The 20,040-nt window shown below is 41.3% G+C and carries 18 protein-coding genes; 6 read left to right on the top strand and 12 right to left on the bottom strand.

Annotation, left to right across the window (positions count from 1 at the left end; translation table 11 throughout):
• Nucleotides 1–22 precede the first annotated feature (22 nt).
• From ACXJY6_RS15440 to glgX, 4 genes are all read right to left on the bottom strand, one after another.
• A complete protein-coding gene (locus tag ACXJY6_RS15440; protein WP_456050056.1) occupies nucleotides 23–967 on the bottom strand; it encodes a LysR family transcriptional regulator in 945 nt (314 codons plus the stop codon).
• Between the two features lie 39 nt (nucleotides 968–1,006).
• Complete coding sequence (locus ACXJY6_RS15435; protein WP_458768873.1) at nucleotides 1,007–1,711, bottom strand: DUF445 domain-containing protein; 705 nt, start codon at nucleotides 1,709–1,711, stop codon at nucleotides 1,007–1,009.
• Between the two features lie 95 nt (nucleotides 1,712–1,806).
• Nucleotides 1,807–3,636 carry an ABC transporter ATP-binding protein gene (locus ACXJY6_RS15430; protein WP_458768872.1) on the bottom strand — a complete coding sequence of 610 codons (1,830 nt, stop codon included), beginning with the start codon at nucleotides 3,634–3,636 and terminating at the stop codon, nucleotides 1,807–1,809.
• 249 nt (nucleotides 3,637–3,885) lie between these two features.
• Complete coding sequence (gene glgX / locus ACXJY6_RS15425) at nucleotides 3,886–5,850, bottom strand: glycogen debranching protein GlgX (protein WP_458768871.1); 1,965 nt, start codon at nucleotides 5,848–5,850, stop codon at nucleotides 3,886–3,888.
• A 258-nt stretch (nucleotides 5,851–6,108) separates the two neighbouring features.
• Here glgX and ACXJY6_RS15420 point away from each other — a divergent pair, with 258 nt between their 5' ends.
• Nucleotides 6,109–7,221, top strand: a complete 1,113-nt coding sequence (locus ACXJY6_RS15420) for a tetratricopeptide repeat protein (RefSeq protein ID WP_458768870.1) — start codon at nucleotides 6,109–6,111, stop codon at nucleotides 7,219–7,221.
• Between the two features lie 106 nt (nucleotides 7,222–7,327).
• On the opposite strand, the gene ACXJY6_RS15415 is transcribed toward ACXJY6_RS15420, so the two are convergent.
• The 5 genes from ACXJY6_RS15415 to ACXJY6_RS15395 all read right to left on the bottom strand — a co-directional run bounded on the left by ACXJY6_RS15415 (nucleotide 7,328) and on the right by ACXJY6_RS15395 (nucleotide 10,731).
• Entirely contained in the window at nucleotides 7,328–7,780 is a 453-nt protein-coding gene (locus ACXJY6_RS15415) for a copper chaperone PCu(A)C (protein ID WP_458768869.1), read from the bottom strand.
• Nucleotides 7,781–7,782: 2 nt separating this feature from the next.
• Complete coding sequence (locus ACXJY6_RS15410; protein WP_458768868.1) at nucleotides 7,783–8,409, bottom strand: SCO family protein; 627 nt, start codon at nucleotides 8,407–8,409, stop codon at nucleotides 7,783–7,785.
• Nucleotides 8,402–8,821, bottom strand: coding sequence for a hypothetical protein (locus tag ACXJY6_RS15405; protein ID WP_458768867.1), 420 nt, complete (start codon nucleotides 8,819–8,821; stop codon nucleotides 8,402–8,404). The genes ACXJY6_RS15410 and ACXJY6_RS15405 overlap by 8 nt, the downstream gene beginning before the upstream one ends.
• 140 nt (nucleotides 8,822–8,961) lie before the next feature.
• On the bottom strand, nucleotides 8,962–9,873 hold the full coding sequence (locus tag ACXJY6_RS15400) for a polyprenyl-phosphate transporter (protein WP_458768866.1): 912 nt from the start codon (nucleotides 9,871–9,873) through the stop codon (nucleotides 8,962–8,964).
• 114 nt (nucleotides 9,874–9,987) lie between these two features.
• Entirely contained in the window at nucleotides 9,988–10,731 is a 744-nt protein-coding gene (locus ACXJY6_RS15395; RefSeq protein WP_456050065.1) for a PilZ domain-containing protein, read from the bottom strand.
• 220 nt (nucleotides 10,732–10,951) lie between these two features.
• Here ACXJY6_RS15395 and ACXJY6_RS15390 point away from each other — a divergent pair, with 220 nt between their 5' ends.
• Nucleotides 10,952–12,136 (top strand): MFS transporter, encoded by a 1,185-nt coding sequence (locus ACXJY6_RS15390; protein WP_458768865.1) that lies wholly within the window; start codon nucleotides 10,952–10,954, stop codon nucleotides 12,134–12,136.
• A gap of 57 nt (nucleotides 12,137–12,193) precedes the next feature.
• Here ACXJY6_RS15390 and ACXJY6_RS15385 read toward each other — a convergent pair whose 3' ends face one another.
• Nucleotides 12,194–13,774 carry a GGDEF domain-containing protein gene (locus ACXJY6_RS15385; RefSeq protein ID WP_456050067.1) on the bottom strand — a complete coding sequence of 527 codons (1,581 nt, stop codon included), beginning with the start codon at nucleotides 13,772–13,774 and terminating at the stop codon, nucleotides 12,194–12,196.
• A complete protein-coding gene (locus ACXJY6_RS15380; RefSeq protein WP_456050068.1) occupies nucleotides 13,767–15,242 on the bottom strand; it encodes a hypothetical protein in 1,476 nt (491 codons plus the stop codon). The genes ACXJY6_RS15385 and ACXJY6_RS15380 overlap by 8 nt, the downstream gene beginning before the upstream one ends.
• A 360-nt stretch (nucleotides 15,243–15,602) precedes the next feature.
• On the opposite strand from ACXJY6_RS15380, the gene ACXJY6_RS15375 reads away from it, so the two are divergent.
• Genes ACXJY6_RS15375 through ACXJY6_RS15360 form a run of 4 tightly spaced genes read left to right on the top strand, consistent with a single transcriptional unit; the run spans nucleotide 15,603 to nucleotide 19,672 of the window.
• A complete protein-coding gene (locus ACXJY6_RS15375) occupies nucleotides 15,603–16,553 on the top strand; it encodes a YbgA family protein (protein WP_456050069.1) in 951 nt (316 codons plus the stop codon).
• Nucleotides 16,543–17,349 (top strand): MerR family transcriptional regulator, encoded by an 807-nt coding sequence (locus ACXJY6_RS15370; RefSeq protein WP_458768864.1) that lies wholly within the window; start codon nucleotides 16,543–16,545, stop codon nucleotides 17,347–17,349. Before ACXJY6_RS15375 ends, ACXJY6_RS15370 begins: the two co-directional genes overlap by 11 nt.
• A gap of 2 nt (nucleotides 17,350–17,351) precedes the next feature.
• The gene (phrB, locus tag ACXJY6_RS15365) at nucleotides 17,352–18,782 is read left to right on the top strand and encodes a deoxyribodipyrimidine photo-lyase (protein ID WP_458768863.1); all 1,431 of its coding nucleotides are present in this window, start codon (nucleotides 17,352–17,354) and stop codon (nucleotides 18,780–18,782) included.
• Nucleotides 18,761–19,672, top strand: coding sequence for a L,D-transpeptidase family protein (locus ACXJY6_RS15360; RefSeq protein ID WP_456050072.1), 912 nt, complete (start codon nucleotides 18,761–18,763; stop codon nucleotides 19,670–19,672). Before phrB ends, ACXJY6_RS15360 begins: the two co-directional genes overlap by 22 nt.
• Nucleotides 19,673–19,742: 70 nt before the next feature.
• On the opposite strand, the gene ACXJY6_RS15355 is transcribed toward ACXJY6_RS15360, so the two are convergent.
• On the bottom strand, nucleotides 19,743–19,991 hold the full coding sequence (locus ACXJY6_RS15355; protein WP_456050073.1) for an LPP leucine zipper domain-containing protein: 249 nt from the start codon (nucleotides 19,989–19,991) through the stop codon (nucleotides 19,743–19,745).
• Between the last annotated feature and the right edge of the window lie 49 nt (nucleotides 19,992–20,040).

The raw sequence follows: 20,040 nt of genomic DNA, 5'->3' as shown, positions 1-20,040 counted from the left end.
CTAATCAAATGATTAGGCTTTTTTATGCCTCTAACCCTAAGTCTTCTACTCGTTTGGCGATAAGACGGCTGCACTCTTGACTGACAATATTTCTAAGCCACTGCTGAGATGTAGCGTGGTCGCAGCGAGGATGCCAAATCATCATATATTCAAACGGAGTAAAGCTAAACGGGAGTGGTTTTACCACTAAATCGTAGCGTTCTGAAACCAGATAAGCGAGATCGGCTGGAACCGTGATAATGACCGGAAGTACATCGACAATGGCTAGAGCAGCCTCTAAATGATAAGCGCGCAGAACCATTTTCCTTTCTGGCTGCCCAGTTAATGCTTGTTCAATGAGCGCTTTTACCCCATCACTGATTGCGATCATGGCATGGGGATAATGGAGGTAGTCATCTAAGGTTAAGTTTTTCTTGGCTAATGGGTGATTCTTTGACAGCAGACAAGAGACACTTACTCTGCCTAGTACGTCGCTTTGCAATGGAGAAACGCTGCCAGTTGGTCGACAAATAGCTAAGTCTGCGCCTTCATGAGTTAATTGATCCGCTAAGCGTTCATGCTGTAATGGGTGAAAATTAAACGATACATTAGGCGCTTCTTGATATATCCGTGGTAACGCAAATGGCAATATGGTTTGCATTGCGTAGTCAGTCGTCGCAATGGTAAAAGATTGCGTACACTCTTTCGGGTTAAAATCGATCGGTGAGAGTAGCTCTCGAATCGATTCCAATGGACCACTAAAGCTTTGGTTCAGTTCGAGCGCTTTCTCCGTTGGGATTAAATGTTGGCCATGGCGTGTGAACAAGGGATCATCGAGCAAGATTCGCAAACGGCTAAGCACTCGACTCATGGCCGATTGACTTAGGTTAAGCCGAGCAGCCGCTTTACTGACGCTGTTCTCTTCGATTAACACGCGCAGTGCTACCAATAGGTTTAAATCGCGGCGATATATCTCTTCGAGGTTCATTGAATTCCTGACCGTTCTATGTGGATAGTTGTTGGCTGACTACGATAAACAAGCCGCGACGATACCGATTAAACCACCAAGTACACCACCCCAAACCACGAGCCACCCAAGGTGCTCTTTGATCATTGATTGAACTATCTCTTTAACCACTTGTGGTGTGAGTTCATTTAAGCGTAACTCAATGATCTCTTCGATGTGTGCTCGAATCTCGCTGCTATTCATTCCTTCACTGAGTTGGGTTGCAATCGCTTCTTTGACTTCATCACTTTCGCTAATTTCTTCAACCGCCGCTTTCATCTTTTCGATAAAAGGCTCTTTCATTGGTTCAAGAGCTTCAACACCACCCAGCATTTCAAGCATCGCGCCAAATTGTGACGTCATAATCACTTCGCCTAGGCTATTGAAGGTTGGATCGAAATCTATCTTATCCAACACCGCGCCAAAATTGATGGATTTCTGACTGATGCCTCCGGGCTTTAAAAAACGAGCGATGTTTTCAGAGCTGAAAAATTGATCCATCATCATATCTTTAATGGCTTTTTTGAAAGCTTCAAAGCGCAGTGGAATGACGCCTGATCCGTATACGCCAGGAATTTTCTCAAACAACATATAGACAGCAAGCCAGTTGGTTATGGCTCCTGAAAGTGCAAATAAACCGGCAGATAGAATGAGATTGTTGCCAGTTTGATAGCCTATTAATACGACGCTTGCGGCGATTAAATTGGTAATCACGCTTTTATTCATGGTTAATACTTACCTAAAACAGAAATGTGAAAAAGATTAGGGGATTCTAAGGAAGTTGCAGCTAAACGAAAAGGGGGAATTCCCCCTTTTCACCGTTAATTTTCGGCTATAAACCCACCGGTTTGGTGTGCCCAAAGGTGGGCGTAAATACCGTTCTTCTCCAATAATTCTTGATGAGTTCCTTGCTCGGAAATCGAGCCTTGATCGAGAACGATTAATTTATCCATCGCTGCAATCGTGGACAAACGGTGCGCTATGGCGATAACAGTTTTTCCTTCCATCAGTTGATTGAGGCTTTCTTGAATGGCCGCTTCGACCTCAGAATCGAGAGCTGAAGTGGCTTCATCAAGTACGAGGATCGGTGCATTTTTTAGCAATACACGAGATATAGCTATACGCTGACGTTGACCCCCGGAGAGTTTAACCCCTCGTTCACCAACTTGTGCATCGTAACCGACGTTACCGTGTGGGTCGGTCAAGGTTTCGATAAACTCATGTGCGTGTGCTTGTTTGGTCGCTGCCAGCAATTCTTCTTCCGTTGCATCGGGTTTACCGTAAATAATATTCTCACGTATCGAGCGGTGCAGTAGTGAGGTATCTTGAGTAACCATGCCGATCATACTGCGCAGAGAATCTTGAGTAAGTGCGTTAATCGGGTGGCCATCGATGCGAATCTCACCTTCCGATATGTTGTGGAATCGTAACAGCAGGTTGACTAGGGTGGACTTCCCAGCCCCGGAACGTCCGACGATACCAATTTTTTCACCGGGTTTAATGGTAAGCGATAGGCCATCAATGACGTTGATATTTTCACCGTAATTGAAACGGATTTGATCAAACGTTATCTCTCCTTCGCATTTTGCCAATTCCTGTGCTTTTGGCGCATCTTGAATTTGGACCGGTTTTGACAATGAGTTCATACCATCAACGACCGTTCCCATATTTTCGAATAAACCACCGACTTCCCACATGATCCACTTTGACATGCCGTTAATTCTAAGAGCGAGTGAAATCGCAATGGCAATGGCTCCAACGCTGATTGATTCAATGCTCCAGAGGTAAATTGAAATGGCAGAAATACTGAAGAGCAATAGATAGTTAGCAAACTCTACCAGCATGTTAAAGCCGGTTACCAAGCGCATCTGTGTTTTTACCGTCGCTAAGAAATCGTTCATGCTATCTTTGACGTATTCTGTCTCTCGTTGGTGGTGAGAGAAAAGCTTTACGGTTTGGATATTGGTGTAACTATCGACCAAACGACCTGTCATCATCGAGCGTGCATCGGCTTGAGCTGACGCGATTTTTTTCAGTTTTGGCACGAAGTGAAATTGAATGGCTAAGTAAGCTAAGAACCAGCAAAACATCGGCAGCATTAAACGCCAATCTGCGTCGGCAAGCATCACCAAAATAGAGAAAAAATAGACGATGACGTAAACAAAGACATCAACACCTTTCATGACGGTCTCGCGTACTGCGAGAGAGGTCTGCATCACTTTAGTTGCAATTCTACCCGCAAACTCATCTTGGTAATAAGATAAACTCTGCTTGAGTAAATAGCGGTGAGCTAACCACCGAATTGACATTGGGTAATTCCCCAACATGGTTTGATGCAATAGAAGCGAATGCAGTGTTACAAGTGCGGGCATCACTATCACTATAAGAAATGCTAGGATCAAAAGCTCCGAACCGTTCTCTGTAAATAAAGTCTCTGGGTTACTGGTACTTAACCAATCAACAAGCGAGCCCATATAACCGAATAGCGACACTTCAATAATGGCAATAGAGGTACTCAGAAAGCCGATGGCGAGTAAAGGCCAACCAAAGCCTTTGGTGTAATGCCGGCAAAATGCCCATAAAGTATCAGGGGGGCACTGTGGATCATCGGTCGGGAAAGCTTGTGTAAAACTTTCAAATAATTTGAACATAATAATCCTAATTTAGGGATTTCAAACAGAACTAAGAATACATCTCATTTCGAGAGTGGAGCCATAGTCTAACGATATTGTGCAGCAGTGCGAGAAAAATCTAAACCACCAATGTAAAAACAAAGGACTTTTTGTGAATAAATAGGGCTGAATAAAGATAGTTGAATAAAGAGAGCTGAATAAAAAAGATCTAATTAAAAAGAGCCGAGAGAATTATTCCCCCGGCTCTTTTTAGTGACTAAAACCAACTTACGGTTTGCAATGCAAAATCCGAATCGACATTTTGGGCTGAATAATGTCGCGGCTTGTAACAGGAGTAGTATTGAATTCACTGTCGTTAGAATCGCACACAGTCACCCATTCTTGCCTGAGCTCCGCTGGAAGTATAAATCGAGCAGTTGCTTGGGTTTGGTTTATTAAGTAGAGAAGTTCTTCTCCATCTTCCCCTATGCCTAAATGCAGCGCGACGGTATTGAGTCTATTCCAATCATCGTGTTCCAAGAGTGAACCATCGACTTTACGCCAAAATACTCGGTTAGAGTTTCTTGAAACGCCACTGAAGGCTCGAATAAATGGCAGCATAATTTCTTGACGTACACTGATGAGACTCGCTAACCAGTTATTAAAACTGGATTGAGTTGGTGTGAGTTGCCAGTCTAACCAGCTGATTGCGTTATCTTGACAATAGGCATTATTGTTTCCGCCTTGACTATGAGAAAGGAGATCGGCGGTTAATACATGAGGAATACCAAAAGCGAACAGCAAAGACGTCATAAGGTTTCGCTTTTGTCTCTCACGTACCAAAATGATTTCGGGATCGGATGTTTCACCTTCGACTCCGTAGTTGTCTGAGCGATTGTCACCATGCCCATCGCGGTTTTGCTCTCCATTATCTTCGTTATGTTTGTGCTTATACGAAACGAGATCTTGCAGTGTAAAACCATCGTGATAGGTGATGTAGTTTACGGTTAATTTATGTGGCCAATTCGCTGCACTATAAAGATCCCGTGACCCCATAATGCGTGTTGCAAATTCTTTAAGGAAGCCTTGATCTCCGCGCCAGAAGCTGCGAGATATATCACGGAGTTTATCGTTGGTTTCATTCCACCCTAATGGGAAGTTGCCAACTTGGTAGCCGTTAGGGCCAATATCCCAAGGTTCCGCAATCATTTTCACCTGTTTTAAAACGGGATCTTGAGCAACAGCTTTAAAGAATGCAGCATCTTGGCTGAAGTTTTCACCATTTCGGCCTAGCGTCGCAGCTAAATCAAAACGGAAGCCATCTATTTTGTATTCTGTTACCCAATAGCGGAGCGTATCCATCACGAGATTCAATGATGGTTGATGGTTGAGGTCAAGTGTATTGCCACAGCCCGTGAAATTGGCATAGTGAGAGCCATGGGTAATGTAGTAATTAGGATCGAGTCCACGTAAATTAAATGTAGGACCATCTTCGCCGGCTTCTGCCGTATGGTTGTATACAACATCCAATACGACTTCAATACCTTGCCTGTGTAGCTCACGAACGACGGTTTTTAATTCGGTTACTGCATCCGATACCGCGTAGCGAGGATCTGGAGCCATAAATAAGTATGGGTTGTATCCCCAATAGTTAACCTTATCCATGTTTAATAAATGAGGTTCATGCATACAGGCGGCAATGGGGAGAAGCTGTAGGGTCTTTATGTGGTTTTGTTTATAAAAAGCGAGCATAGCAGGATCAATTAACCCTAAGTACTTCCCTCGAACCACTTTGTTTACTTCTTGATTGAGCTGAGTCACTCCTTTCACATGTGTTTCGAAAAGTACTGTCTCATCAAGCGGGATGTCAGGTTTTTCGATATTTTGCCAATCAAATAGATCGTCGACGACGGTGGATTTTGCCATCGTAAAACTTTTTTCCGCCGTATAAGGTGGCTCGTAGTTAAGTTCTTTGTCTAGCGCTTTTGCGTAAGGATCGGAAATGAGTTGCAACTCTCCGTCCTCTTGCTCGATAACGTAGCCATATTTCTGCCCTGGCTCGATACTGGATAGATAGGTGTATTGCACTCCGGCATAATTATTCTCTAGGGGATGGAGTGTGTACGTATCGGTTTTACCATCAAATAGCGCTAATTGAATAGGCTTGGTGGTTGGCGAGTAAATAGAAAAATTACAACCACTTAAGTCAATTGTTGCGCCTAAAGGGTAGGGACGAGCATATAATTTAGTCATTGTTGTATTTGATCACTTTTTATCATTAAATTGATTTGCTGACATCTCAAGTTAAAAGCTTTGCATCCAATTGGTCAAGTTATCAACTAAAAAAATAATAGTAGATTTGTCATAAAAACTAGACTCTGGGCGCTTTTCTGGCGAATTATAAATCGGATTTATTGGTGTAATCACAGCTCGTTACCTATGCTGTATAAGTAAAGAACCAGTTTTACGCAATGATTGATGGGCGTTTCCACAACAAATAATGACGGGTATATGAATCTAATAGGAATATTTATTGGCTTAGTTGGGGTGATGCTAATTTTTAGTGTGATCTGGATGACGGCGGTTTCCGCAAAACAAAAACTCGCAGCATCTGATAAGAAAGCTCGTGCGGCTGCTCACCGTAAAGCAATACAGCGCAATCATGCTCAAGAAAAACAAGAACTTCTTCAAAAAGCAGAAGAAAATCATCTCCCATCGATACTTTTGTTAGCGAAACAAGCGGAACTGAAAGACTTCAAAGAGGCCATTTTTTGGTATGAAAAAGCTGCATTATTAGGAAATGCAACTGGAATGTATGGAGTTGTAAGGCTATGTAGCCGCTTTGGGCAAGATCCAATCATGGTCGAAAATGCCCGTTTTTGGAAGACTTATATTAAAGGGATCGAAGGTGATATGTCGGCTTTATTTGAAGCTGGCAAGGCTTTACTTTCGGGCCTAGGCGTAAATAAAAATCATAAACTTGGCATTAAAGTTATTCAAGATGCTGCGCACGCTAGGCATATCGATGCACAGCTATTTTTGGGAGATTGGTGCCTAAGTGATGATTCACCCAAAGAACAAGTTGTTGATGCAAACTATTGGTTTGCGAAAGCTGCTCAGCTAGAGAATCATGATGGAATGATAAAGCTGGGGTTGAATTACGTTAATGGTCGCGGCGTAACAAAAGATCATAAGAAAGGGTGTTTTTGGCTTGAGTGTGCAGCAGAGCGTGGTAATACTAAGGCCATGTATCATGCTGGAAAAGCATGGATTGATGTTGGAAAGCATGGCGATGCGATTTCTTATATTTGGTTATATATGTCTTCACAGTGTAATTATTCGCCAGCTCGGTCATTGCGCGATGAGGTAGCGAATAAACTAGGCGTTGATTCAATCGTTTCTCTACAAGCATTTGCCGACCCTTTATTAAAAAAATTAGTCGGTGGGACGGTACATCGTCACTTAATTATTCGAGCGTTGAATCGATTATATAAACGAGGGATCCCTATTCCTGAGAGTCGGATATCTGCGGAGGATCCAAATGATAACGGAGATGAAGTCTTTCTGAGTCAGTTGTTATCGCAGGAACGATTTGCAAGCTCGCGTGAGGACAAAGTAAGTTAAGGTCTGCTTGAACCTCGTCACATTAAAATTAACCCCCCCCTCTTGTCGTTGAAAAATGCCAAGAGGGGGGGGGAAGATACATATTACGACTGATTCTTATTGATACTTAATGATGATGTGATGCTTTCATTCCCATCATTACTTTCTTGATTGGGGCATCGAAGGAAATAGACTGTTGATTGGAAAAGTTTAATTTTACAGAGATGTTTTCCCCCTCTTTGAGTGGCCCCGCTAAATCAAACAGCATCACATGGTAGCCACCAGGTTTTAGTTCTGTTTTCCCTTGTGCTGGCACTGTGATCTTTTCCACTTGACGCATTTTCATTACGTCCCCTTCCTTGATCATATCGTGTAATTCTACTTTGCCTGCTTTAGACGCTGTTGCGCTTACCAACTCGATATTTTCTGAGTCCGGGTTGCTTAATGTAACAAATATCGCACTGGTTGTTGCTGATGGGGCTGTTTCACGAGCATAGGCTCCTTCTGCGACAATATCGGCATAAGTGGCTTGAGCAAAAGTAAGTAAAAGTGAGGTAAGTAGAAAGCGTTTTTTATTCATTGTTATTTTCCTGACGTAGGCTGAGATGGAGATGAAATGACCGTTTCTATTGCGTCCAAGATGGGCTTGGGCGTCATAGTATGTGGTACTTTTTGCAGTAGTGTGCCATCAGGTTTCACAAAATAGAAGTATGACGTGTGATCTAAAGTGTAATTGAGGTTGGAATTTTCCAACGTGATTTTTTTATAAAATACGTTATAGAAATTGGCGAGTTGTGCCGTTTGTTCTAATGAGGTCGCCATGCCACTAATGTTTGGATTAAAGTATCCTGCAAATTCGTCGACATTTTTACCCAAATCTCTCTCTGGATCGAGAGTAATAAAAATAGGGCGAAATTGAGTAAGTACTTCAGGAGAGAGTTGATTCAGTGCACCAGCAAGTACGGCTAAGGATGTTGGGCACACATCTGGGCACTTTGTGAAACCAAAGTATAAAATCCTAATACGAGAATCACTGGTATCAAAAGGGAACGTTTGCTCACCAAGTTTTCCATGGAATACAATAGATTGCAAATCAACGATAGGATCAGGCTCAATATCGCTGACTGGGGTATTAATGGAATAACGTTGTCCTAAATACAGGCCGAAAATAAAGAGTATGATGATTGCGATGAAATATTTTTTACTCATTAATGGACCTTATTGCCGGGTGGATGGTTAATGACCCATCGGTTAATTCACCAATCCAAGTCATTTGATTTTGTGTGCAAATAGGTAAAACAACATCGGCTTGATAAGTGTTGTTTCCCACAGATGTGATGGGGACCTTTACGATTCCCATGTCCATTTCTAACCCTCGTAATGTCAATGTTAACGGTTTCTCTTGGTCAAATGGCCACACTATTGTCATTTTATTGGCTTGCAATGGGCGAGTGATGTCTCGTTCCAGTTTTATTTGAACATTATCTTGTTCGCATACTTGGGACGAAAGATAGCAATATTCAATATCAACGTTATTTACTGTCGTGAAGTCCAATAGCTGACTTGCAAAAAATCCGGCACCTAGTGCAACAAATAAACTCAACCATTTTAAAACGATCAACGTGATGTCCTTACAAAAATTTCACTCCAATGAATCACTCATGCTAGCACAAGGTATGGATTGGAGTGACGGGGATCAGCATTTTTGTGGAGTAATTCAAATTATGCTTATCATTATATAAATATCTATAAATCAATAAGTTATTTGTTACCAAATTTCTCGAGTAGTAAAACGAACCCGATGGCCATGACCATTAAAATTAATGCTAACGATAACTGAGAGGGTTGGCTTGTTATAGCCTCGTAAGCACTAGGAGTTAGGTTATTTTGTATGAGTGGCACTTGTTCACCATGAGAATTCGTGCGCCATGTAATGGTTTCTTTCCATGGCCAAATTTTCGGCAGTGTTCCAACCATTAAGCCAGTTAGTGTAATTAAAGTTACATCACGAGCATGTTTTAGCAGCCATGATAGTAGGTGTGAGAAAGAGAGTAACCCAATAACGCAACCAGACATAAATAGAACTAGTGGAGAAAACTGGAACAGTTTAACTGCGTTGAGCACTGGTTGATACATTCCAAGTAAAAGCAAAATAAAACTGCCTGAAATCCCCGGTAGAATCATCGCGCAAATTGCGATACTACCTGCAATCATAAAATTGAATGAGGTTGGGCTCATCGACATAGGTTGTAATACCGTAATCGTGTAAGCAAAGCCTAATCCTGCTAAAAAACCAAGGATGCGAGTAAGTGAGAAAGATTCAATTTGCTTACCAATATGATAGACAGAGACTAAAATCAAGCCAAAGAAGAACGACCATAATGGCACTGGGTGAGTGGTGAGCAGCCAAGATATGAGCTTTGCGAGTGTTAATATACTCGTAAAAATGCCACCAAATAATGCGATTAAAAAGAAGCCGTTGATATGTTGAAAAGCTGCTTTAACGCCAGATTGGCGAAGCAGGGTGATCAGTGAAGGGTTAATGCGTCGGATGCTCTCGAGTAAGGTATCGTAAATTCCTGTGATAAATGCGATTGTTCCGCCCGATACGCCAGGGACAACATCCGCCGCTCCCATTGCCATGCCTTTAAAAAACGTTGCTATATAGTTCATGTTATTCTTTATTTTATAAGGTTATTGAACTGTCAGTATAACCAAATTTTTTCATTTACCACACCTTTCAAGTGACATGCTATTTGTCTGTCCATCTGGTAAAGAGACATGAGCCTAGTGTTTTTTCTGGGGATTGAAAGTAAGTTTTGTCCCCGTAAACTTGAGATTACTCAGCAATACTTCCGCATTTTTCATGCCTACTTCTGAGAACTGTATGCCGTAACTTGCATAATGTGTTGAACGTTGAGTGTTACATACGGTGCCGATTAGATCATCTATGGCTAGGTTGAAGTCACTCTTTATTTTTAAATGAATGCCGACTGTGTCACCGACCTCATATATTTGGCCAAGTGGGGAGGTTAGAAAACGGCAACCATTACGAGAGATATCACGAATATCACAATCTAACTTATATTTGTCTGAAATGGCTTTACCTGAAAGGTTCACTTCGAATCTAGGCTCACGACGTAACTGAGTGACTTGCATTGTATTAGGAATAGAAAAAAGAGCCATTGGTATTGGGGATTGAATAATATGTTGTAATTGGCTCTTAAACACGATAATTGCCCCTTCTCCGCGGGGAGATATGGCTCGAATATTACTCCAAAACCCTTCTTGAAAGTAATATCCGAGATCTTGTTTTGATATTTGTGGAATTTCAGTCAATATAAAATTATCAGGATGAATTCCGATAAGATGAGAATGACAGACGAATTTGGTTCCAACAGGCGTGTTCATGTTTAATGTCACGTCACTACCATGCTCAATTAACGCAAGAGCATCGGTACTATTTAAGGTAGTGAGTACTTTCTTTTTCGACTGAGCCTTAACGGTTTTCTGCTCGTCTGTAGACGTCATATATTGTCCTATTACTTAACTCGTTAATTACTTTGATATTAGCATTGATTATTTTTGTATCGAATTTTATTTTGTGCAGTATCCATCATTATCGATATTACGTTGGCCTAAATATGGAGAGTTTGACTATTTCTTAAGTTTTGTTTTCTTCTGGGAAAATAACTATTTCTCTTTGTGATAAATGATACGTATTATTGCGTTCTGAATTTAAGGAGAAATTATGACTCGTTCCAACACTGATAATTGGCGTAACCCAATAAACTTCCTCATGGTTATTTCGATCATTGTGCCGATTGCGTTTTCGAGTTGGATGGCTCTGCTGAATAATTTCGCCATTGAACGTGCGAGTTTTAATGGTTCAGATATGGGAATCCTACAGAGCATCCGAGAGATCCCAGGCTTTTTATCATTTACTGCCGTCTTTTTACTGCTTTTTATCAGAGAGCAAAGGCTTTTAGTTCTAGCGCTCGTGATGCTCACGTTAGGAACTGCATTAACGGGTTTTTTCCCGAGTTTTTATGGCCTTATATTTACTACTTTGTTGATGTCTACCGGATTTCACTATTTTGAAGCGATTAAACAATCGTTAGCATTGCAATGGCTATCTAAAGATGAAGCGCCAGAAACGTTGGGGAAACTCATTTCTGTTGGTGCATTTGCATCTCTTATTACTTACGGGTGTATGTGGGTCATGCTTGAGGAGCTTGAGCTTTCCTATAAAACGATTTATGTCGTAATGGGTGGAATAGCATTATTGTTGGTCGCATTTCTCGCTTTTGCGTTTCCAGAATTTGCAGCTAAAATACCGCAAAATAAGCGATTAGTGATTCGAAAACGATATTGGTTATTTTATGCGTTAACCTTTATGAGTGGTGCCCGTCGACAAATTTTCACCGTTTTTGCTGGATTTTTAATGGTTGAAAAGTTTGGCTATTCTGCTGCCGACATTACGCTACTGTTTTTAATCAACTATATGTTTAACTTTTTATTTGCAAAGCGAATTGGCCGCATTATCGGTATTATTGGTGAGCAAAAAGCATTGATCATTGAGTATGTTGGGCTGATTTTTGTTTTTGTTGGTTATGCCTTGGTGAAAGATAGCCAACATGCTGCGGCATTATATGTGATCGACCATCTTTTCTTTGCACTGGCTTTGGCGGTGAAGACCTACTTTCAGAAAATAGCTGACCCAGCCGATATGGCCTCTACAGCTGGTGTTTCTTTTACTATCAACCATATTGCAGCGGTTGTTATTCCAGCGGCGTTTGGTGTTGTTTGGTTATACTCTCCAGCAGCAGTATTCTACCTTGGCGCTGGAATGGCGGGCATTTCCTTGTTGTTGTCGTTTAATATTCCACGCTTACCTGATATGAATAATGAAACGCGAATTCTTAGAGTTAAATAAACGAGTATTAATAGGTACGTTTTGTTGAAGCGCCAACGAGCGAGTCGATGAAATGGCCTATTCGGTACAAATCTGATTTCGGCCATTTGCTTTAGCACGATATAAAGCTTTGTCAGCTCGATAGAACGTTCTTTGTGTGTTTTCGCCTTCTCTGTGTAGCGTCACACCAACACTCACCGTTAACCCACGTTCGCCTAAAATGTCAGTCCATGGGAATTGGTAAATCCGCTCACGGTAGTTTTCGGCATGCATTGCTGCTCTTTCAAGTGGTGTATTTTCTAAGATAACGAGGAATTCTTCGCCACCGAATCGCACACATGAAGCATCTTTAAATTTAAAATAACTCGCGAGTTCAGCCGAGACGTTGACGATCGCTTTATCACCGACTAAGTGACTGAGCTCGTCGTTAATTGACTTAAAGTGGTCGATATCGACGACTAAGAAAGCAAACGGCGTTTCATGCAGTAATAGATCTTTCAGTTTGGTTTCAAGCCAACGGCGATTATGTAGCTTAGTTAGTGGATCGGTAAATACATCTTGTTGTAACTGAGCCACAGTGACCTGTTGATTTTCTGTAGTTTCTTTTAGTTCTCTATTTTCTATTTCAGATAGTATTAGTTTTAATTGGAGCTCAAATCGAGTGAGGCGACGCAGTTGTCCTGCACCAAGATCCCCAATTGGAATTTTGCGCATCAGGTCGGTTTCAATTCTGAACGCTAATTTTTCATAGTGCAGCGCTTCTTTATAGCGACCCATTTTTTCATAGATATGGCTCAGTGCCTGATACAGCCTTTTAGATAGGTCTGGTTGGAAAAGTCGTTGGACTTTTTTTGCCTGATTAACCAACAGCATTTCACCGATATGTGCTTTTCCTGTTCGTGCCAAACAAAATGCCAGTTCGATTTTTATTAAGCAGGCGAGTGATGACTGGTAATTACATCCAGTTGTATATGGGACATGTGCGATGATTTTTAGTGCTTCATCGATATTATCCAAACTCAACTCTAACCTAGCTTGCATGAGAAGTATTAAACCAGCTAATGATTTATCACTCACCAATATACTGAGCTCTTCACATTCTAAAATTAATTCACGAGCGGCGGTTAAGCGTCCAAGGGAAATTAAGCACGACAACATGCCTATTTTAAATCGTAACCGAAGAGAGCGAGTAGAAATTGCATGATCGATACTGTCTACTTTCTGGTAGTAGCGTAATGCGTTTGCAGAATCGCCATAAATATCACATAGATTGGCCATACCAAGTATGGCGATGACATACTCATCAATACAGCTATTTTCAACCGCAATGTTTGACATCAATACATATTGGTCAAGGGCTGCACTGTATTCACCCATTTCAATTAATCGATAACTTAAACTTTCTCGAATCGACAGGATAAGCTCGGCATCGTTGGGTATTTGCAACAATGCTAGCGCAGAGTTTAGGTCTTCACTACTGGTGCGAAATTGTTTTAGCTCAGCGCGATATTCTGCACTGATGATGTAACATTGAGCTTGTTCTAGAGTGGAGGTGGCAATATGAGATTGGATATGACTCCAAAAAATAATGGCATCTTCACCTCGTACTGATGAAGGATCGAGTCCAGCTTCTTTAACTTTACTCAGTAACTCATCCATTTGTCTCATCCTTTAACATGTTTTGTTCCAATTGATCCAATGTAAATGGGAAACTGAGAATGTCTTCAATGATCACAGATGGTAGTTGAGGATCCAATCCATGCCGTTTCCAAGGATAAATAGAAATCATTTGCTGCAGGATCGCATGAATATTTATTGCAGCCTCACCTTTATCGTCTAGGAGCAATCCGAGATATTCGCCGCTCAGTCTGGAAACTAAGTCGTGTTGTGTACAGAGTGAATGCGTGATTTCAGTACAAATATCGAGATAGCGAGAATCGAAATGGTGAATAATGATAACCGTATGGTTGGTACTTTTTAATTGGGTTTTAAATAAGACAAGTTGTTCCCACCAGTAGGTTTCTGATACGACGTTCGAAAGCAATTTCTCCGGGTCATATTCGTATTGAGTACGTACTCGGTTAATGAGTTTACGAGCACGTTGCTCGAGTTGACGCTTCGAGGTATGAGCTTTATCTCGGCTTTCTCGAGCGGTTTGATCCTTTAAGAGTTGAATCGAGAGGTTGCGATACTTCTTAAATGAATAAAAGGTATCTTTATATTGGTTTTTCTGTTCTGCAACGAGTGATTGTTGGTAGTAGATTTGCGATAGTAATTCGCCATCGTTCGCGCTATCAGCATATTTTTCAGCCGCTTCAAGTAAGTGAGCCGCTTCGTCGATATTTTCTCGTAATAACTCTAAGCGTGCGCGTGAGATGTAAGAATGGGAGCGAACCCGGGTGAGGTTATTGGCAGTGGCAATATCGTGTGCCGTCTGCGCTGCTTTTTCTGCGTCTTCTAAGCGTTCTAGCCCAATGAGCGCAAGTGCTCTAAAGTCCCACGCTTCAGCACACCACTGTGCATCTTTGCGTTCGTCTAATAACTCCATTGCACCATCAAGAACACTGAGCATTTCTGCGAAGTTATTAAGTAAATAGTGATCTCTAGCCCATAAAATACGAGAACGAGCCTCAAAAGAAGCAAGTCGGACGCTATTGGCAACTTTAACGGCTAGCGCGTGGGTCGAACACGCCAGTTGGTATTCGTGGTTTGCTCTCCAGATATTACCCAGGCCGAGTAAACTCTCAATTTCTATTTCAACTTGTTCTTCTAAAGCAGATTGCTCTAAAGCATGAATCCAATACTGTTGTGAGGTGTAGTACTTACCTTCACTCCAGTAATGTAAGGCATGTAAGTGAAGTATTTCAGGTAATAAATCATCATTATCAAGGCGACTTTGTGCTGTTAGCGCTTCACGGGCATACCGCAAGCCCACACGATATTTATTGAGATGCCATGAACAGCGAGACAAAATCATCAAGCACGTAATTGTACCTTGTGGGTAATGAATTTGTTTTGAGCGAGCTAAACATTGCTCCGCTTGAATTTGAACCTCAAGAGGATCCGATTCCAATCGTCGCTTTAGCTGATCAATTTCAATTTCAAGTAGATAAAGGCTCTTATCCAAATTCAAATTTCCTTAAAGCCATCTTGCACGAACTACATCGACAATAAATGATAGTTGTCACTACCGGAATATAAGCATTCATCATGCCAAAAATGGCCATTTTCGATAAATTAATTCTCAAATCTAATAATTACATTAAGTATTTGAATTTAAATGATTTATATCTTAATTTTCTGTTTTCGATGAGTAAAACGATTTAGTCAATCTTTTGACCAAGTAAGAGGAAACCCTTTCTTAAATAGAATATTTTGCCGTTTTACTCCGCTTTAGTAGAAATTTAGAATCTTAAATCTTGTACAATTAAAATTTATGTACAACAATATACAGAGGTTAACTAGATTCATTTGAGGAGAGCATACGATGGAAAACAAGCTACTGATTGGTGTAAGTTCATGTGTTCTCGGGCAAAATGTGCGTTTTGATGGTGGGCATAAGAATAATCAATTTGTGTCGAATGAACTTGCTGATTATTGCGAATTTATCCCCATTTGCCCTGAGATTGGTGCTGGCCTACCTGTTCCTCGCCCAACCATTAGGCTTGTAAATATTGATGATAGTATTCGTTTAGTTGAAACCAAGGCTGTGGAGAATGATCATACTGATAAATTAGTAGAGTTCAGTTCGCGTAAAGTGGGTGAATTGAAACAGCAACCTCTGTGTGGCTATGTGGTTTGTGCTAAATCACCAACGTGCGGAATGGAACGAGTCAAAGTATACCAAGACAATCGCGCAGATAAGAATGGAGTCGGTTTATTTACCCAACAGCTTCAAGCGCAAATGCCTTGGCTACCGATTGAAGAAGATGGCCGGCTCAATGATGCGATTTTAAAAGAAAACTTTATATCTCGTATTTATGCATTACATGATCTTCAGCAGTCTGTTGGGGATAATCCTTCTCCTGGAAAAATAGTGGCATTCCACAGTCGTTATAAGTTGACATTGATGGCACATCATCCAGCTTCTTACCGGGAATTAGGCAAGTTAGTCGCCAATATAAAACACTATTCCATTGATGACTTTTTTGAGAATTATCGTCTTCGTTTCATGCAGGCACTTACAGTACGCGCATCTCGGAAAAACAACACTAATACGCTAATGCATTTACAAGGCTATTTTAAAAACAGTTTGAGTAAAGAACATAAGGCGGAACTTTCCCGGCTTATTGAAGAATATCGATTGGGTTTATTACCTTTATTAGCACCATTAACCTTAATTAAGCATTACTTATCTACTCATCCAGATGAGTATTTAGAACAGCAACATTATTTAAATCCCTATCCTCAGGAGTTACGATTACGTTATGGACTCTAAACTAGAAGCGGTATACGCAATTCGAGAAGTCTCTGAATTGACAGGAGTAAAACCTGTCACATTAAGAGCATGGCAACGACGATATAATTTGATCCAGCCACAGCGGACTGATAAAGGGCATCGCCTTTATTCGCAGCAGGATGTCGATAAAGTCAATGAGATTCAGCGCTGGTTGGCCAAAGGAGTGTCTATAGGACGAGTTGTATCATTGTTAGAGCTGAATGAAGAAGAAGTTGTACTTGGTGAAGAGCGCTCTTTGAAGCTGGAATCTTGCGAAGACATGTCTCACGCCTTAGCCACGCTTAACCGAGGAAGAACAGAAGCGATTATTGCAATGACATTAAAGGAGTACCCACTTAATATTGTCGAGTCCCAGTTCATTGATCCTATATTAGAATCGCTAGCATGCGTCAAAGCCCCGCTACGAACACTTCAGAGAGGTCTTTTTCAATCAACTCTGATTACTCGCTTATCCGCGGTGATTGAATCTCAAAATAAAGCGAGTAATAAGGGGAAGATGTTGTGTATTAGTCTTGAGCCGGTCGGGAGCATCTACGCGTGGCTTTGGGCGATGAGCAAAGCAGAGCAAGGTTTTCATATAACCTTACTCGATGGTGTGGAGGATTTGTCGGGATTGGTCGAACATGATGGTCTAAGTAATTTTAAGGCAATGGAAATTTTTTCTAATAAAACACTGACAGAAATGCAACGGCGTTATTTAGAAACACTGAGTGGTTCTCCGGTTCCGGTCACGGCTGCAGGCACGATATCTCAATTTGATCAATCTGGTTCTTGATTGTGCGATTAATCTGGTTTCGTCGAGATTTACGAGTTGAAGATAATAAGGCGTTGCTTAATGCAGTGAAGAATGGTAATCCTGTCGTTGCGATATATCTTGCAACGCCTAAGCAATGGGCTGCGCATCATTTGGCACCGATACAAGCTGATTTAATATTCCGGCGTTTAGCGGCGTTACAAAAAGAGCTAGCACAACTCAACATTCCATTGGTTTATGAGGAAGTGGACGACTTTTCTGACAGTGTTAGATATCTAGCGACGTTTGCTAAGCGATATTCAATTTCTTCGATTTCAATAAACAAAGAATACGAAGTTAATGAGATCCGGCGAGATCAGGAGTTAAGTGAGCTTGCTGAACGTTACCATATCAATGTGGTTCAATTTGATGATAAATGTATTCAAGCTCCAGGTTCGATACTAAATCAGCAAGGGCTACCTTATAAGGTTTATACGCCATTCAAAAACGCGTGGAAAAAAGCGTTCTTTCACCCTCATATAGAGAAAATTAGACCTCTCAACGCCGATAAATCATTAGCAAAATTTGATAAGTTATTATTTGATAGTTCCACATCTCCTTTTCACTACCCTAGACAGCCGAGCGATGCTTGGCCTGTGAGTCACTCCGACGTGAAAGCACGCCTTCGCCAATTTTGTCGGTCGTATGTGAACGATTATAATATCCTAAGAGATTATCCAAGTGCCAATGGCGGTAGTCAGTTATCTCCCTATTTAGCGTTAGGGATATTATCACCAAGACAATGCGTTGCTCGTCTGTATCTGGAGTCTAACAATGGAGTGCTTAGCGACGGCGCAGAAGCATGGATGAACGAATTGATTTGGCGAGAATTTTATCAACATTTGCTATTTTTCCGCCCAGACATATCGAAAGGAAGCAATTTTCACCAGTGGGCAGATGGACTTACTTGGAATGTGAACGATGAATGGCTGGCACGGTGGAAAAGTGGAAAAACCGGTTTTCCAATTGTCGATGCGGCAATGCGGCAACTAAATGCCGATGGGTGGATGCCTAATCGTCTCCGAATGGTAACCGCCAGTTTTCTAACTAAGGATTTGCATATTTCTTGGCGAGAAGGTGAAGCGTACTTTATGTCGAAATTAATTGATGGAGATTATGCCGCGAACAATGGTGGTTGGCAGTGGTCAGCGTCGACTGGGTGTGATGCACAGCCATATTTTAGAATATTTAACCCAGTCTCTCAGGGTGAAAAGTTCGATAAACAAGGGGAATATGTTCGTTTTTGGGTTCCTGAGTTAAAAAATGTTCCGGATAATGTGATTCATCAGCCTTGGCACTGGACGAATACAAGCTCCTTATCTTATCCTTCTCCTATAGTTGATCATAAAATAGAGAGAGAGACGACTCTAATGATCTATAAAGAAGCGAAAAAATGCGAAGGAAAGTTAAACTAATGCGATGTTGTATAGTGCTTTTAATGTTACTAATGAGTCATTTGACCTTAGCTAATACGTTTTCTTTGCCCGCTCCGGGCAGTAACCTTGTTGGGAATATTCAGTATCATGAGGTTCAGAAAGGGGAAACATTAGCTAAAATTTCTGATGACTATAATATTGGCTTGCTTGCGCTTATGGCGGCGAATAAAGGTGTTGATCCTTTTTTACCCGATCCAGGGCACGTATTGACGATACCTACGTCGTTGATTTTGCCGTCGTATCCTCATGAAGGCATTATTGTTAATTTGGCCGAGCTGCGACTTTATTACTACGAACCCAGTAAAGGGGTTGTGCATGTTTTCCCGGTAGGCATCGGACGTATTGGACGCGATACTCCAGAAATGGAAACCAAGATTGTACAAAAACGTGCAAACCCGACTTGGACACCGACTCAAAACATTCGTAATGAGTATTTAAAAAAGGGCATAACATTGCCCGCTGTTGTCCCTGCGGGGAAAGATAACCCGCTTGGTTTGTTTGCACTGCGTTTAGGCTACGGTTACGGAGAGTATTTAATTCACGGAACCAATAAAGATTTCGGCATTGGGCTTCGTGTAAGCTCGGGTTGTATACGTATGAACCCTGCTGATATCGAGTGGTTGTATGGGAAAGTTGCAAAAGGCGAAAAAGTAAGAATCATTAATGAACCGATTAAAGTTTCACTTGAACCCGATCACAGTGTACTGATGGAAGTTCATGAACCCTTGACTCGTAGTGACGGTGTAAAGAAAGAACTCACGGTACCACAAGAGTTAACATGGTGGTTGCAAGAATTTGAACATTCTGACAGCAAAGCGATTGCTGCGATCAGTAATCAAAGTGGTCTACCGTTGCAGGTTGCTGAATAAGAAGAGAAATAAGAGTAAACAAAAAGGGGTTAGCAAATGCTAACCCCTTTTTTAAATTCATGACACTAAATTACTTAGTGTAAGATTGTGCGATGTTGTCGATACGCTCGTTAGCACGGTTTGCTGCTTCTTCAGATGCTGCTACTTGAGAAGAAAGAGTGCTCTGTTGGCTAGAAAGTGCAGAAACTTGGTCGCTTAGTTGTGTAACTTGATTGCTTAGCTCTGCAAGTGATGATGAAGTATCAACTTCAGCTGGTTCTGATGCACAGCCAGTAAGAATAATAACGGACGATGCTGCTGCAAGTAAAACCTTGTTCATACTGAACTCCTTGATGGATTTATAATAATAAAAAATAGACTATACATAA

Source organism: Vibrio phycocola, assembly GCF_054404255.1.
The sequence above is the reverse complement of the archived record's forward strand: the minus strand, read 5'-3'. Positions and strand labels throughout refer to the sequence as shown.